Annotated in this window: 14 protein-coding genes and 1 tRNA gene; 10 read left to right on the top strand and 5 right to left on the bottom strand. The window is 71.1% G+C overall.

From position 1 onward, the window contains the following. Positions 1-75: 75 nt before the first annotated feature. From AOK22_RS26195 to AOK22_RS26180, 4 genes are all read right to left on the bottom strand, one after another. Positions 76-930, bottom strand: a complete 855-nt coding sequence (locus tag AOK22_RS26195) for an S-methyl-5'-thioadenosine phosphorylase (RefSeq protein ID WP_055701175.1) — start codon at positions 928-930, stop codon at positions 76-78. Between the two features lie 88 nt (positions 931-1,018). Next, on the bottom strand, positions 1,019-1,348 hold the full coding sequence (locus AOK22_RS40045; protein WP_079036815.1) for an FmdB family zinc ribbon protein: 330 nt from the start codon (positions 1,346-1,348) through the stop codon (positions 1,019-1,021). Between the two features lie 67 nt (positions 1,349-1,415). Further along, positions 1,416-2,687: an MFS transporter gene (locus AOK22_RS26185; RefSeq protein ID WP_055701173.1), complete on the bottom strand. Its 1,272-nt coding sequence runs from the start codon at positions 2,685-2,687 to the stop codon at positions 1,416-1,418. A 244-nt stretch (positions 2,688-2,931) separates the two neighbouring features. Beyond that, the gene (locus AOK22_RS26180; protein ID WP_079036814.1) at positions 2,932-4,431 is read right to left on the bottom strand and encodes a potassium/proton antiporter; all 1,500 of its coding nucleotides are present in this window, start codon (positions 4,429-4,431) and stop codon (positions 2,932-2,934) included. Positions 4,432-4,654: 223 nt separating this feature from the next. Between AOK22_RS26180 and AOK22_RS26170 the strand changes: the two genes are divergently transcribed. Further along, entirely contained in the window at positions 4,655-7,414 is a 2,760-nt protein-coding gene (locus AOK22_RS26170) for a penicillin acylase family protein (RefSeq protein WP_055701171.1), read from the top strand. Positions 7,415-7,520: 106 nt separating this feature from the next. Here the strand turns inward: AOK22_RS26170 and AOK22_RS26165 are convergent, their stop codons facing one another. Further along, entirely contained in the window at positions 7,521-8,096 is a 576-nt protein-coding gene (locus AOK22_RS26165; RefSeq protein WP_237773534.1) for a 5-formyltetrahydrofolate cyclo-ligase, read from the bottom strand. Between the two features lie 133 nt (positions 8,097-8,229). On the opposite strand from AOK22_RS26165, the gene galU reads away from it, so the two are divergent. The 9 genes from galU to AOK22_RS26120 all read left to right on the top strand — a co-directional run. Beyond that, positions 8,230-9,141: a UTP--glucose-1-phosphate uridylyltransferase GalU gene (galU, locus tag AOK22_RS26160; RefSeq protein ID WP_055701169.1), complete on the top strand. Its 912-nt coding sequence runs from the start codon at positions 8,230-8,232 to the stop codon at positions 9,139-9,141. Positions 9,142-9,145: 4 nt separating this feature from the next. Then, complete coding sequence (glp, locus tag AOK22_RS26155; protein WP_055701168.1) at positions 9,146-10,492, top strand: molybdotransferase-like divisome protein Glp; 1,347 nt, start codon at positions 9,146-9,148, stop codon at positions 10,490-10,492. An 87-nt stretch (positions 10,493-10,579) separates the two neighbouring features. Continuing rightward, complete coding sequence (gene moaC, locus AOK22_RS26150) at positions 10,580-11,146, top strand: cyclic pyranopterin monophosphate synthase MoaC (protein ID WP_055701167.1); 567 nt, start codon at positions 10,580-10,582, stop codon at positions 11,144-11,146. Then, positions 11,143-11,688: a MogA/MoaB family molybdenum cofactor biosynthesis protein gene (locus AOK22_RS26145; RefSeq protein ID WP_055701166.1), complete on the top strand. Its 546-nt coding sequence runs from the start codon at positions 11,143-11,145 to the stop codon at positions 11,686-11,688. The genes moaC and AOK22_RS26145 overlap by 4 nt, the downstream gene beginning before the upstream one ends. Continuing rightward, positions 11,685-12,308: a GNAT family N-acetyltransferase gene (locus AOK22_RS26140; RefSeq protein WP_079036812.1), complete on the top strand. Its 624-nt coding sequence runs from the start codon at positions 11,685-11,687 to the stop codon at positions 12,306-12,308. The genes AOK22_RS26145 and AOK22_RS26140 overlap by 4 nt, the downstream gene beginning before the upstream one ends. 218 nt (positions 12,309-12,526) lie before the next feature. Next, positions 12,527-13,726, top strand: a complete 1,200-nt coding sequence (gene sepX / locus AOK22_RS26135) for a divisome protein SepX/GlpR (protein WP_055701176.1) — start codon at positions 12,527-12,529, stop codon at positions 13,724-13,726. An 85-nt stretch (positions 13,727-13,811) separates the two neighbouring features. After that, positions 13,812-13,885, top strand: a tRNA-Ala gene (locus AOK22_RS26130). 126 nt (positions 13,886-14,011) lie between these two features. Then, positions 14,012-14,473, top strand: a complete 462-nt coding sequence (locus tag AOK22_RS26125; RefSeq protein ID WP_055701164.1) for a hypothetical protein — start codon at positions 14,012-14,014, stop codon at positions 14,471-14,473. A 15-nt stretch (positions 14,474-14,488) separates the two neighbouring features. After that, positions 14,489-15,296: HAMP domain-containing protein (locus AOK22_RS26120; protein WP_157872285.1), on the top strand; the 808-nt coding region annotated here is incomplete at its 3' end.

The raw sequence follows: 15,296 nt of genomic DNA, 5'->3' as shown, positions 1-15,296 counted from the left end.
ACCTCTCTATTCGTCGGCGGCATCAGATGTCTCTAAGAGACGGCCTCACGGCCCCGAGCCCCCGAGCATCCCGCCTCACGGCAGCCGAATCCCCGGATCCATCCCGCCCAGCGCCCCCGCGCACAGGCAGTCCCGCGCCTCGCTGCCCTCCGGCAGCCCCGCCACGGTGTCGAACAGCACGCCCCGCAGCCGGTCCACGTTGGCGGCGAACACCCGCAGGACCTCGTCGTGCGAGACGCCCTCGCCGGTCTCCGCGCCCGCGTCCAGGTCCGTGACCAGGGTCAACGACGTGTAGCAGAGCTCCAGTTCACGGGCGAGAACCGCCTCGGGGTGCCCGGTCATGCCCACCACCGACCAGCCCTGGTCGGCGTACCAGCGCGACTCCGCACGGGTCGAGAAGCGCGGCCCTTCGATGACGACCAGCGTCCCGCCGTCCACCGGCTCCCAGTCGCGGCCCCGCGCGGCCTTCAGGGCGGCGGCGCGCCCCGCGGGGCAGTACGGGTCGGCCAGCGACACGTGCACGACGTTCGACACGCTGCCGTCGGGCAGCGGCACCCCGTCGAAGTACGTCTGGGGGCGTGACTGCGTGCGGTCCACCAACTGGTCCGGTACCAGCAGCGTCCCGGGCCCGTACTCGGACCGCAGCCCGCCGACCGCGCACGGGCCGAGCACCTGGCGTACGCCGACGGACCGCAGCGCCCAGAGGTTGGCGCGGTAGTTGATGCGGTGGGGCGGCAGATGGTGGCCGCGGCCGTGCCGGGGCAGGAAGGCCACCCGGCGGCCGGCGATCTCGCCGAGGAACAGGGAGTCGCTGGGCGCCCCGTAGGGGGTGTCGACCTGTATCTCGGTCACGTCGTCGAGGAAGGAGTAGAAGCCGGAGCCGCCGATCACGCCGATCCCGGCCTGCGAAGCGTTCGCCGTGTTCACCATGGAGCGCACAGTATCCGCCCCGGAAAACGCCGAGGACCCCGCCGACGTGGGACGGCGGGGTCACACCGGACGTGTGTGCGGGCCGCTGTTACGCGGCGGAGGTCGACGACGTGGACGTCGACGAGGTCCCGGACGACTTGGAGTCCGAGGACGAGGAGGACGACGACGAAGACGACTTCGTGTCCGAGGAGGACGACGAGGACTTCGACGACGAGCCGGCCGGCGTGCTGCTGGACGACGAGCCGCGGCTGTCGTTGCGGTAGAAGCCGGAACCCTTGAAGACGATGCCGACGGCCGAGAACACCTTCTTGAGGCGTCCGTCGCAGCTGGGGCACACGGTCAGGGCGTCGTCCGTGAACTTCTGCACCGCCTCGAGGCCCTCGCCGCACTCGGTGCACTGGTACTGGTACGTCGGCACTTGCTTCCTCCTGGCACTCTCACTCGATGAGTGCTAACGACGGTCCATAGTGACGTATTCCGCGAGATCAGTCCACCGTGACCGGAACTCGGTGACCGACGCCACGCGCCACCGTGCGGGCCGGGACCGTGGGGACGAGCCGCGAGCGCAGCGTCAGAAGGACCGCGAGGGCCAGTGCCGTGCCGCCGAGCGGGACCAGGAATCCGGCCCCGTCCCAGAAGCGGTCCTCCAGCTGTCCGGCGACCGTGACGGCCGCCGCCTGCCCGAGCGCTACCGCGCCCGTCAGCCAGGTGAAGGCCTCCGTGCGGCCGGTCGGCGGGACCAGCTTGTCCACCAGCGTGTAGCCGGTGATCAGGGCGGGCGCGATGCAGACGCCGACCAGCAGGCCGAGCCCGGCGAGCAGCGGCACGGAGTGCGCGGCCCACAGGCCGGAGGCCATCAGGGTCAGCGCCGCGTACCCGACCAGGAGGCGCCGCTGCGGGGAGACCTTCCAGGCGATGGCGCCGCAGACGATGCCGGAGAGCATGTTGCCCGCGGCGAACGTGCCGTACAGGACGCCGTTGAGGCCGGGCTCGCCGATCGACTCGGTGAAGGCCGCCAGCGAGACCTGCATGCCGCCGAAGACGGCGCCGATGCCGAGGAACGTGACGATGAGGACGCGCACTCCGGGGACGCGCAGCGCGGAGGCGTGCTCCACGCGCGCGTGCTCCCCGTGATGGGCGGACGGCTGGGGCTGGGTGCTCTTCTGCGCGGCGAACAGCAGACCGCCGACCAGGGTGAGGCCGGCCTCGGTGAGGAGTCCGGCGGCGGGGTCGATGGTGGTGCACAGCGCGGTCGCGAACAGCGGGCCGAGGACGAAGGTCAGCTCGTCGGTGACCGACTCGAAGGCGGCCGCGGTGGTGGCCAGGGGCGAGTCCTGGAGCTTGACGCCCCAGCGGGCCCGCACCATGGGGCCGATCTGCGGCGTCGAGGCGCCCGTGGGCACGGCGGCGACGAAAAGGGCCCACAAGGGGGCGTCGGACAGCGCGAGCACCGTCAGGGTGACGACGGACGCGGAGTGGATCAGCACGCCGGGCATCAGCACGGCGCGCTGTCCGAACCGGTCGGCGAGCTTGCCGCTGAAGGGGGCGAACAGCGCCATGGAGACGCCGGTGACGGCCGAGACGGCGCCCGCGGCGCCGTACGAGCCGGTGGTGTGCTGCACCAGCAGGACGATGGAGATCGTCAGCATCGCGAACGGCTGTCGTGCCGCGAAGCCGGGCAGCAGGAACGTCCAGGCCCGCGGGGTGCGCAGGAGCTGTCCGTAACCCGGGCGGGATTCGGTGACCGTGGATGCCACGGCCCGTGCCTTTCTGCCGCCTGGTAGCGCGCCCGTGCGGGGGCGCCGAGAGCTGTCCTCTTGCGCGGAACTGCGGTAGATGCCGGGCTCCACTGCGAGGACGCCCCGGCCGCCATACGGTCGCGCCAGCTCTGCTTCAGGCAGAGTTGGTTCGATCAGGTGCCTTCATCGTACAGGGGACGGTGTGATCCGCCCCTGTGATTACAGCCGATGAGACGCCTGACACCTACGATGCTCAAGACGTTTAGTGCTTTTCTCCATCGGTTCCCAGCCATCCGGCGAGCTTTCCGCCGTGACCGACCGCACGCAGCCGCTTCTCGGCGGCGTCCCGCACCGGATCGGTCGCCACCACCAGGAGCTCGTCGCCCCGGCGCAGCACCGTGGCGGGCAGCGGAACGAACGATTCGCCGTCGCGCACGACCAGCGTGACCGCCGCCCCCGTGGGCAGCCGCAGCTCCGCGACCTCGACGCCGTGCATGCGCGAGCCCTCCGGGATGGCCACCGACAGCAGATGCCCCTGGAGCCGCTCCAGAGGGGCGGACTCGATGCCGAGGTCGGCGGCCTCCGAGCCGTCGCCGAGCCGCAGCTTGCGGGCCAGCCAGGGCAGCGTGGGGCCCTGGATGAGGGTGTAGACGACGACGAGGACGAAGACGATGTTGAAGATCCGCTGGCTGTCCTCGACGTCGCTCACCATCGGGATCGTCGCCAGGATGATGGGCACCGCGCCGCGCAGGCCGGCCCAGGACAGCAGCGCCTTCTCCTGCCAGGGCATGCGGAACGGCAGCAGGCTGATCACGACCTCCAGGGGCCGTGCCACCACCGTCAGGACCAGGCCGATGATGATCGCGGGCCAGGTGTCGTCGAGCAGGTCGTGCGGGGTGACCAGCAGGCCGAGCAGCACGAACATGCCGATCTGGGCGATCCAGCCGAGCCCCTCGGCGAAGCCGCGGGTGGCGGGCCAGTGCGGCAGCTTGGCGTTGCCGAGCACCATCGAGGCGAGGTAGACGGCGAGGAAGCCGCTGCCGTGGGCCATGGCCCCGGCGGCGTACGCGCTGACCGCGATCGCCATGACGGCGATGGGGTAGAGGCCGGAGGCGGGCAGGGCCACGTGGCGCAGGCCGTAGGCGCCGAGCCAGCCCACCGCGAGGCCGATCGCGGCTCCGATCGCCAGCTCCAGGGCGATCTTGCCGATCAGTACGTACCAGTCGTCCACCGGTCCGGCCGTGGAGAACGCCACGACGAGGATCACCACCGGGGCGTCGTTGAACCCCGACTCCGCTTCCAGCACACCCGTCACGCGTGAGGGGAGCGGCACCTTCCGCAGTACGGAGAAGACCGCCGCCGCGTCCGTGGAGGAGACCACCGCGCCGATGATGAGCGCCTGCCGCCATTCCAGGCCGACGATGTAGTGCGCGCCCGCGGCCGTGACGCCGACGCTCACCGCGACACCGACGAGCGACAGCGCGGCCGCCGAGGGCAGCGCCGGCTTGATCTCTTTCCACTTCGTCCCGAGGCCGCCCTCGGCGAGGATCACGACCAGGGCCGCATAGCCGATGACCTGGGTGAGCTCGGCGTTGCTGAACTGGACGTCGCCGATGCCGTCCTGGCCCATGGCGACGCCGATGCCGAGGTACAGCAGCAGGCTGGGGAGCCCGCTGCGCGACGAGATGCGGACCGCCGCGACCGCGACGAGCAGAACGAGCGAGCAGACGAGCAGGAGCTGGTTGAGGTGGTGGACAGTCAGGGGCCGTTCCTTCCTCGTGTGGCCGAGTACTTCGTTACCTTACCTAATTGTTAACGACTTCTTGACGCGATCGAATAACTATTCGATCTTCTGGGAGGCGGGTTCCTGACTCCGCGTCCGGAGTCGCAACTCCCTGCGCCTATGGTTGCTCCAGCGCTCCCAGAGCCGCCCACTCGACAGCACAGCCCGCCCTGCCGCTCGCGTAAGGACAGCAAGGACAGCGATGCCCTCCAACACCACCGCCTCTTCCGGTCATAAGTCCGGCAAGAAGAAGGGGCGCCGAGCCCGACTCGTCGTGATCGTCCTGGTCCTGGCCATCGTCGGAGGCATCGGCTTCGGCGCGTACTGGAGCATCAGCACCGTGCGCGCCTCCTTCCCGCAGACCAAGGGGACGATCAAGCTCGACGGCCTCTCCGGACCCGTCGACGTGAAGCGGGACGGGAACGGAATCCCGCAGATCTACGCCGAGTCCGACGCCGACCTCTTCATGGCACAGGGCTTCGTCCAGGCGCAGGACCGCTTCTGGGAGATGGACGTCCGCCGTCATATGACCTCCGGTCGGCTCTCCGAGATGTTCGGCAAGGGCCAGGTCAAGACCGATGAGTTCCTGCGCACGCTCGGCTGGCACCGGGTGGCGAAGAAGGAGTACGAGTCCAAGCTCTCGCCGGAGACGAAGAAGTACCTCCAGGCGTACGCCAAGGGAGTCAACGCCTACCTCGCGGGCAAGGACGGCAAGGACATCTCCGTCGAGTACGCGGCGCTCGGTTTCGAGAACGACTACAAGCCGGAGAAGTGGGATCCGGTCGACTCCGTGGCCTGGCTCAAGGCGATGGCCTGGGACCTGCGCGGCAACATGCAGGACGAGATCGACCGCTCCCTGATGACGAGCCGCCTCGGCCCGTCGCAGATCAAGGACCTGTACCCCGAGTACCCCTACAAGCGGAACAAGCCCGTCGTCCGGGAGGGCGCCTACAACAGCGCCACCAAGGAGTACGACGCCAAGGGCACCTCCACCCAGTCCGGCACCGGTACGGGCGGCACCGCGGGCACGGGCCTGGCGGGCGGCACGCAGGCGCCCCAGGGCCTCCAGACGCAGCTCTCGGGCCTCTCCGACGCCCTGGACGAGGTCCCCGCGATCCTCGGCCCGAACGGCAACGGCATCGGCTCGAACTCCTGGGTCGTCTCCGGAGAGCACACCATCACCGGAAAGCCGCTCCTGGCGAACGACCCGCACCTGGCGCCGCAGCTGCCCTCGGTCTGGTACCAGATGGGCCTGCACTGCCGGTCGGTCTCCTCGAAGTGCCAGTACGACGTCTCCGGCTACACGTTCTCCGGCATGCCGGGCGTGGTCATCGGCCACAACAACGACATCGCCTGGGGCATGACGAACCTGGGCGCCGACGTCACGGACCTGTACCTGGAGAAGTTCACCGGGGACGGCTACCTGTACGGCGAGAAGGTGCTGCCCTTCACCTCCCGCGAGGAGACCATCAAGGTCGCCGGCGGCAAGGAGAAGAAGATCACCGTCCGCGAGACCAACAACGGTCCGCTCCTGTCCGACCGCGACGACGAACTGGTCAAGGTCGGCAAGAAGGCGGGCGTCGACACCGCGGCGCCCGACCGGGGCGACGGCTACGGAGTGGCGCTGCGCTGGACCGCGCTGACCCCCGGCAAGTCCATGGACGCCGTCTTCGAGCTGAACCGGGCGAAGGACTTCACGGACTTCCGCAAGGCGGCCGCTTCTTTTGAAGTGCCCTCCCAGAACCTGATCTACGCCGACACCAAGGGCCACATCGGCTACCAGGCGCCCGGCAAGATCCCGGTCCGCGGCAAGGGCGACGGCTCGCTCCCGGCCCCCGGCTGGGACCCCGACTACCGCTGGACCGACTACATCCCGCAGGACGCCCTGCCCTACGAGTACGACCCCAAGCGCGGCTACATCGTCACCGCCAACCAGGCCGTGATCGAGGACGGCGAGGGCAAGTACCCGTACAAGCTCACCTCGGACTGGGGCTACGGAGCGCGCAGCCAGCGGATCGACGACCTCATCCAGTCGAAGATCAAGAACGGCGGCAAGATCTCCACCGAGGACATGCGCCTCATGCAGATGGACAACAGCAGCGAGATCGCCAAGCTGCTCGTGCCCAAGCTGCTCAAGATCGACGTCAAGGACAAGTACGTCCGCGAGGCCCAGCAGCTCCTGGAGGGCTGGGACTACACCCAGGACGCCGACTCGGCGGCCGCCGCGTACTTCAACTCGGTCTGGCGCAACATCCTCAAGCTCGCCTTCGGCAACAAGCTCCCCAAGGAGCTGCGCGTCAAGGGCCAGTGCCTGAACGTCGAGCCGGCCGGCAACACCCGTCCCGCCGACGAGGGCACCAAGGTCCGCGAGTGCGGCGAGCGCGAGGCCGACTCGGCGCAGCCGGACGGCGGCGACCGCTACTTCGAGGTCGTCCGCAAGATCCTCGACGACCAGGACAACGACTGGTGGAAGGCGCCCTCGACCCGCAGGGACGAGGAGACCAAGACCCGCGACCAGCTGTTCAAGCGGGCCATGAAGGACGCGCGCTGGGATCTGACGGCCAAGCTGGGCAAGGACGTCGACACCTGGAGCTGGGGCCGCCTGCACCGCCTCACGCTGAAGAACCAGACGCTGGGCACCGAAGGCCCCGGCTGGCTGCAGTTCGTGCTCAACCGCGGCCCGTGGAACCTCGGCGGCGGCGAGGCCGCGGTCAACGCCACCGGCTGGAACGCGGCGGGCGGCTACGGCGTGGTCTGGGTGCCGTCGATGCGGATGGTGGTGAACCTCAAGGACCTCGACAAGTCCAAGTGGATCAACCTCACCGGCGCCTCGGGGCACGCGTACAACGACCACTACACCGACCAGACGGACAAGTGGGCCAAGGGCGAGCTGCTCCCGTGGGCGCACTCGGAGAAGGCGGTCGAGACCACCACGAGCGACAAGCTGGTGCTCCGCCCCTGATCCCGTACGGCTGATCCCGCACGCCACACGCCGCATCCGAAAGGGCCCTCCACGCACGCGTGGAGGGCCCTTTCGGTGTCGCGGGGGGGCATCGGTGTCACGGGGGTCAGCGGAAGCGGCGCACCCCCGACGGCGTCACGACGGCGTGCACCGGCCGGTCGTGCGCCTCTTCGGGGACGTGGGCGACCACTTCGGAGTCGTACAGGAGCACCACGAGAGCGGGATCGGCCTCCGCGCGCTCCAGCCGGGCGAGCACCCGGTCGTACGAGCCGCCGCCGCGCCCGAGCCGCATCCCGCGCGTGTCCACGGCCAGGCCCGGCAGCAGCACGGCGTCCGCCGCCAGGACGGCGTCCGGGCCGAGCCGTGCCCCCGAGGGCTCCAACAGCTGCATCTTTCCCTGGTGTTGCACGCGGGACAGGGAGCCCTCCCCGTCGTACACGCCCCAGTCCAGGTCGTTGTCCGCGAGGAGGACCGGCAGCAGGACGCGCGTCCCGCGCGCGTGGAGGGTGTCCAGGAGGGCGCGCGTGCCGGGCTCGGCGCCCACGGAGACGTACGCCGCGACGGTCCGCGCCCCGGCCAGCTCCGGGAGCTCCAGCGCGCGTTCGGCGAGAACCGCGGCCGCCTTCCGTGCGTCATCCTCAGTCAACCCGCTTCTCACCGCGAGGAAGTCTCGCCGCAACATGCGCTTGGTTGGCTGGCCGCCGGCTTCGCTCGTACTCATGGGTTACTCACAAATCCTTCCTAGCGGGCGCATATGCCTCTCAATTATCTGGACCCACAGATTCCGCACATACGCACCGGATATGGTTGTCGGCATGACTGAGTCTCACCCCCCCACGCCCAGGATCACCAAGGCGGTCATCCCCGCGGCGGGCCTCGGCACACGCTTCCTGCCGGCGACGAAGGCGACGCCGAAGGAGATGCTGCCGGTCGTCGACAAGCCGGCGATCCAGTACGTGGTCGAGGAGGCCGTGTCGGCGGGCCTCGACGACGTCCTCATGATCACGGGTCGCAACAAGCGCCCCCTGGAGGACCACTTCGACCGCAACTACGAGCTCGAGTCGGCCCTGGAGAAGAAGGGCGACGAGGCCCGGCTCGCCAAGGTCCAGGAGTCCAGCGACCTCGCGACGATGCACTACGTCCGCCAGGGCGACCCCAGGGGACTCGGTCACGCGGTCCTGTGCGCCGCCCCGCACGTCGGCCACGAGCCCTTCGCCGTGCTCCTCGGCGACGACCTCATCGACCCGCGCGACCCGCTCCTGGCCCGCATGGTCGAGGTCCAGGAGCAGCGCGGCGGCAGCGTCATCGCGCTGATGGAGGTCGCCCCCGAGCAGATCCACCTCTACGGCTGCGCGGCCGTCGAGGCCACCGAGGACGGCGACGTCGTCAAGGTGACCGACCTGGTGGAGAAGCCCGAGACGGCGGACGCCCCCAGCAACTACGCGATCATCGGCCGCTATGTCCTGGACCCCCACATCTTCGGCATACTGCGCAAGACCGAGCCGGGCCGCGGCGGCGAGATCCAGCTCACCGACGCCCTCCAGCAGCTCGCCGCGGACGAGAAGGTCGGCGGCCCGGTGCACGGCGTGGTCTTCAAGGGCCGCCGCTATGACACCGGCGACCGCGGCGACTATCTGCGTGCCATTGTCAGACTCGCGTGCGAACGTGAAGATCTGGGCCCGGACTTCCAGGCCTGGCTTCGCAGTTACGTCACCGAGGAGATGTAGCACTTTGAGCAGCAGCACGACGACACCGCCCACCGGCCAGGACCACCTCTGGTCGGTGGAGGAGCATCTGGACGACATCCTCGCGACCGTCCGCCCGCTCGAACCGATCGAGCTCCAACTCCTCGACGCCCAGGGCTGCGTCCTGGTCGAGGACGTGACGGTGCCCGTCTCGCTGCCGCCCTTCGACAACAGCTCCATGGACGGGTACGCGGTGCGGGTCGCCGACGTCGCGGGCGCGAGCGAGGAGTTCCCCGCCGTCCTGCGCGTCATCGGTGACGTCGCCGCGGGCGCGGGCGAGCAGCCCACCGTCGGCGCGGGCCAGGCCGCCCGCATCATGACCGGCGCCCCGCTGCCGCCCGGCGCCGAGGCCGTCGTCCCGGTGGAGTGGACCGACGGAGGCCTCGGCGAGGGCCCCGTCTCCGGCATGCGCGCCCACAGCGCCGCTCCTGAGGGCGCCTCCGGAGAGGTCCGCGTGCACCGCCCCGCCGAGGCGCGCGCGCATGTGCGCGCGCAGGGCAGCGACGTCCGGGCCGGCGACCGCGCCCTGACCGCGGGCACGGTGCTCGGACCCCCGCAGATCGCCCTGCTCGCCGCGATCGGCCGCGGCACGGTGAAGGTGCGCCCCCGCCCGCGCGTGGTCGTCCTGTCCACCGGCAGCGAACTGGTCCAGCCCGGCGAGGAATTGGCGAGCGGCCAGATCTACGACTCCAACAGCTTCGCCCTCACCGCCGCCGCCCGCCACGCCGGAGCCATCGCCTACCGCGTGGGCGCGGTCGCCGACGACGCCGAGACGCTGCGCTCCACCATCGAGGACCAGCTGATCCGCGCCGACCTCGTGGTCACCACGGGCGGCGTGAGCGTGGGCGCGTACGACGTCGTCAAGGAGGCCCTGACCTCCATCGGCGACCCGGACGAGGAGGAGGGCATCGGGGCGGGCAGCGGCGTGGAGTTCCGCAAGCTCGCCATGCAGCCGGGCAAGCCGCAGGGCTTCGGCTCCATCGGCCCCGACCACACCCCGCTGCTTGCGCTGCCGGGCAACCCCGTCTCCTCGTACGTCTCCTTCGAGGTCTTCGTCCGTCCCGCGATCCGCACCCTCATGGGCCTGCCGGACGTGCACCGGCCCACCACGCGCGCGAAGCTGCGCTCCGACAAGGCGCTGAACTCGCCCGCGGGCCGCCGTCAGTTCCTGCGGGGGCGCCACGACGCGGAGACGGGAAGCGTGACGCCCGTCGGCGGCTCGGGCTCGCACCTGATCGCGGCGCTCGCGCACGCGGACGCGCTGATCGTCGTCCCCGAGGACACCACGTCGGTGGAGCCGGACGCGGACGTCGAGGTGGTCCTGCTCGGCTGAAAGGGCCGTTCGCGAGGTACCGTGTCGCGCACAACAGGCCCGCGCGCGCCGCACCGCGCGGGGCCCGGACCGGGAGCGCCACAGCACATGACCGCGATTTCCCGGGGGGAGACCCCCGGCCCTGAGCAGCAGCGACTGACCCACATCGACGAGGCGGGCGCGGCCCGCATGGTCGACGTGTCCGCCAAGGACGTCACCGCGCGCACCGCCCGCGCCAGCGGCCGCGTCCTGGTCGCGCCGCGGGTGATCGAGCTGCTGCGCGGCGAGGGCGTGCCCAAGGGAGACGCCCTGGCCACCGCGCGGATCGCCGGGATCATGGGCGCCAAGCGCACCCCGGACCTGATCCCGCTCTGTCATCCGCTGGCCGTCTCCGGAGTGAAGCTCGACCTCTCCGTGGCGGACGACGCCGTCGAGATCCTCGCCACGGTGAAGACGACGGACCGCACGGGCGTGGAGATGGAGGCCCTCACCGCGGTGAGCGTGGCGGCCCTCACGGTCGTCGACATGGTCAAGGCCGTCGACAAGGGGGCCGTCATCACGGACGTACGCGTCGAGGAGAAGACCGGCGGCAAGTCGGGGCACTGGACCCGCGAGGGAGCAGAGGGTCCCGAGGGACCCGAGGGAGCAGAAGGATCGAAGGGAGCAGAGGGATGAGCGAGCACGGCGCGTCCTACCGCGCCCTCGTCGTGACCGCGTCGAACCGCGCCGCCGCCGGCGTCTACGCCGACAAGGGCGGCCCGATCCTCGCCGAGGGCCTGACCGCGCTCGGCTTCGCCGTGGACGGCCCCCAGGTCGTCCCGGACGGCGACCGCGTCGAACTGGCCCTGCGCGCGGGCGTCGAGGCCGGCTACGACGTCGTCCTCACCACCGGCGGCACCGGCATCTCGCCCACCGACCGCACCCCCGACGTCACCCGTCACGTCATCGACCACGAGGTGCCCGGCATCGCGGAGGCGATCCGCGCGTACGGCAGGGACAAGATCCCCACGGCCGCGCTCTCCCGGGGCCTCGCCGGAGTCGCGGGCCGGACCCTCATCGTGAACCTGCCGGGCTCCACCGGCGGCGTACGCGACGGCCTGGCCGTCCTGGAGCCGCTGCTGAAGCACGCCGTCGACCAACTGCGCGGCGGCGACCATCCCAGACCTTCCCCCAGTGCCTCGAAGGCCTGGGAGGTACCCCCTGGGGGTGCGAGCTGAACAGCCCTTCCTGGCCCGTCGAGCTGACGGACGGCGACATCGTCCTCCGTCCCATAAAGATGCGCGACCAGCGGCCCTGGCGTGAGGTCAACCGGCGCAACCGCGACTGGCTGCGCCCCTGGGAGGCGACGATCCCGCCGCCCACGGCCAGCGGCCCCATCGTGCACCGCCCCACCTACCGCCAGATGGTCCGTCACCTGCGCGCGGAGGCCAACGCGGGCCGGATGCTGCCCTTCGTCATCGAGTACCAGGGCCGTCTCGTCGGGCAGTTGACCGTCGCCGGGATCACCTGGGGATCGATGTGCTCGGGCCATGTCGGCTACTGGGTCGACGAGTCCGTCGCGGGCCGCGGTGTGATGCCGACCGCCGTCGCGCTCGTCGTCGACCACTGCTTCCGCTCGGTCGGGCTGCACCGTATCGAGGTCTGTATTCGCCCCGAGAACGCGCCGAGCCGGCGGGTCGTGGAGAAACTCGGATTCCGCGAGGAGGGGCTCCGGCCACGCTATCTCCACATCGACGGCGCCTGGCGGGATCATCTCGTCTTCGCGCTCACGGCCGAAGAGGTACCGGAAGGGTTGTTGCGCCGCTGGCACCAGGCGCGACCTCGGAACACCGCGTAGACCGGCCCTCGAACCTCATAAATGAAATACATGTTCGAAATTGATCGCCGAACGACCGTCCGAGGCTCGTATGAGTCTTGTCTCAGGCATTAATTTCACGCTGTCGACGGCCTGTTGATCGCATCAGTCACAAAAAAAGTTCGAGATATCAGCCAGATCGTGCGACACACCGGCCCAATTGGCAGATGGCCTCACGGAAACCCCTCTACCGTGTGAGCGTGAGCAGCAGCGGCCTCATCTACGCAGTCATCGTCGGGGCCTGGGCCGCCTACTTGGTGCCGATGTGGCTCCGTAGGCAGGACGAGCTGAACGAAGCCCGTCCGACGGAACGCTTCAGCACCGCCATCCGGCTGCTGTCCGGACGGGCGGGCATGGAGCGCCGATACGCCAAGGACCTGCAAGCGCGCTCGCCGGAGGACGGGGAGTCGCGCGACGAACCGGACGAGATCACCGACTCGGTGGACGTCCGGGCCTTCGTCGCGCCCCCGGCCGGAACGGCGGAGCGCGAACCCGAACGCGAGCGCGAGCGGGAGCGCGAGCCGGAACCCGCCCCCCGGGCCAAGGCCCCGGCCAAGGTCCCGGTCAGGTCCGCGGCCCCGGCGCACCCCGCGCGGCGCGTCCCCTCCGCGGAGGCCGCCGCGCGCGCCCGGCGCTCCAAGGTGCTCGCACGGCGCCGACGCACGACGGTGCTGCTCTTCGTCGCCTTCACGGTCGGCGCGGTCGTGGCCGCTGTCGGCGGACTCGCCTTCCTGTGGGCGCCCGCCGCGCCCGCCGTGCTGCTGAGCGCGTACATCGTCTATCTGCGCGGCCAGGAGCGGAAGCGCTTCACGTACACGATGGACCGGCGCCGGGCCGAGGCCGCGGCGCAGCGGCTGCGCGAGCGGCAGCCGCGCCGCAGGCCCGCGAGCGCGGAGCCCGTCGTCGACGAGGCGGAGGAAGGGCCGGCGCCCGAGACGGAGACCGGTCTGTCCGCGCTCGCCGCCGACCGCCGCGCCCTCGTCGAGCAGACCGACCACGCCGAGTGGGTGGACCAGCAGCGCGAGCGGCAGCGCGGCCCCGGGCGCGGCGACAGCTGGGACCCGGTCCCGGTGCCGCTGCCCACGTACGTGACCGCGCCGGTCGCCCCGCGCGCCACCGGTAGCGTCGACCTGGGCGCGCCCGACGCCTGGAGCTCGGCGCGGTCGAGCACGGCGGAGCCGGTCGCGGAGTCCGCGGCCGACGGGGCGCGGGCGGACGCCTCCGCCGAGGGCGCCGGGGGCGAGGGCGCGGACATCGACGGGGCCGAGGGCTCCGACGCCTCCGGAGGGCGCAGCGACAAGCGCCGGGCGGCCTCCGCGCGGCGCGCCCGCGAGCGCGGCCGCACCCCGCTCTTCGACCAGTACGCCGACGGGGACCGGCCTCGCGCGGCCAACGAGTGAGGCCTCGTGAGATCCCCCTGGCTGACCAGCCAGGAACGGATTTCCAAGCACCCGGATGGGGATGCTAGAGTTTCACTCGTTGCAAGGGCCTGTGGCGCAGTCCGGTAGCGCACCTCGTTCGCATCGAGGGGGCCAGGGGTTCAAATCCCCTCAGGTCCACTGCACATGAGATCCCGTCCAGTTCATCGAACTGGGCGGGATCTTTGCTGTGTGCGTGCCCCCGAGGGTGACTGGACGATTTCCTTCCCCATGTGTGCTTCATGCCGGTGTGGATACATTTGATCCATGCCGCGCCCCGTCATGACCTCCGTCACCGCCTGTGGCGCCGCGCTGGCCGCCGTCCTCGTCGGCGGCTGCGGCGAACCCGGCGGGCTGCGCGTCGAGGGGCCCGCGCTCCAGCCCTCCAAGGTGACCGGGCCCGTCTATCTCGCCGACGCGCTGGGGCAGCCGCTGCAACGGCCGACGTCCGTGGGGCTCACCGAGTCCGTCGCGCTCTCCGAGCTGAGCTGGAAGGAATGGGGCGGGCCGACCGCGCGGGCCACCGGGAAGCTCGGCGGCGACTGGTGCCTGCCCGGGTGCGCGAACCGTCCGTACGCCGCGACGCTGACGCTCAGCGGACTGGAGCGGCAGGAGCGGGTGGCGTACTACCGGCGGGCGACCGTCGAGCCGGCGAGACCGGAGGAGCTTCCCGCGGCGGCGGTGAACGTGCAGTTCCAGGGCATCCGGCTGTCGGTTCCGGAGTTCTGAGGGGCGGGGAGCGGCATGGGACTGCGTACGAAGATCGGGATCGCCATCGCGGGCACCGCGGCCGTGGTGTCCGTCGTGATGGGGCTCCTCGTGCACCATCGCACGGTCGAGGCGCAGTACGCGGGCGCGCGCAGCCAGATCGGGGACCGGTTGCAGACCGCCGTGCAGGACCACGCGGCGGGCATCGACGGCGACCGGACGCTCATCAACCCCGCCGACCTGCCGGCGCCGCTCGCCGCCGCGGTGGGCAAGGGGAACTGGGGCGTCTATCTGGACCGCGGCGGGCGGGTGCCGCAGCTGTGGGCGGCGAGCAAGTACGGCAAGGAGGTCGTCGCGCTCAAGCGGCCCTACGACAGGGAGGCGGCGACCGTACGGGACCTGGACCGGGTGCTGTGGATCTCCGGGGGCATCGGGACGGCGCTCGCGTGTGTGGCCGGGCTGCTGGTGGCCACGCGGCTCGGGCGGCGGCTCACCAGGAAGGCCAGGGCGGCGCGGCGCATCGCGGACGGCGATCTGACGGCGCGGCTTCCGCTGCACGGCAAGGACGAGATCACCCAGCTCGCGTCCGCCGTGAACACCATGGCCGACGCGCTCGCGGCGCGGCTGCAGGCCGAGCGCGAGGTGACGGCGAACATCGCGCACGAGCTGCGGACGCCGGTGGCCGGCATGGTGACGGCGGCCGGGCTGCTGCCGCCGGGGCGGCCGTCGGAACTGGTGCGGGAGTCCGCCGGGCGGCTGCGGGAGCTGGTCGACGACGTCATCGAGGTGGCGCGGCTCGACGGGGCGGGGGAGCAGGTCGCGGCCGAGGCGTGCGGGCTGGGGG

It is taken from the genome of Streptomyces silaceus, assembly GCF_001419745.1.
GTDB classification, from domain to species: domain Bacteria; phylum Actinomycetota; class Actinomycetes; order Streptomycetales; family Streptomycetaceae; genus Streptomyces; species Streptomyces silaceus.
This window is presented reverse-complemented; position numbering and strand designations above follow the sequence as displayed.

Coding starts and splice junctions, on each gene's coding strand:
- AOK22_RS26195 (WP_055701175.1), bottom strand. CDS start 930: ATGGTGAACACGGCGAACGCTTCGCAGGCCGGGATCGGCGTGATCGGC.
- AOK22_RS26170 (WP_055701171.1), top strand. CDS start 4,655: ATGCCCTCCAACACCACCGCCTCTTCCGGTCATAAGTCCGGCAAGAAG.
- AOK22_RS26165 (WP_237773534.1), bottom strand. CDS start 8,096: ATGTTGCGGCGAGACTTCCTCGCGGTGAGAAGCGGGTTGACTGAGGAT.
- galU (WP_055701169.1), top strand. CDS start 8,230: ATGACTGAGTCTCACCCCCCCACGCCCAGGATCACCAAGGCGGTCATC.
- moaC (WP_055701167.1), top strand. CDS start 10,580: ATGACCGCGATTTCCCGGGGGGAGACCCCCGGCCCTGAGCAGCAGCGA.
- AOK22_RS26145 (WP_055701166.1), top strand. CDS start 11,143: ATGAGCGAGCACGGCGCGTCCTACCGCGCCCTCGTCGTGACCGCGTCG.
- AOK22_RS26125 (WP_055701164.1), top strand. CDS start 14,012: ATGCCGCGCCCCGTCATGACCTCCGTCACCGCCTGTGGCGCCGCGCTG.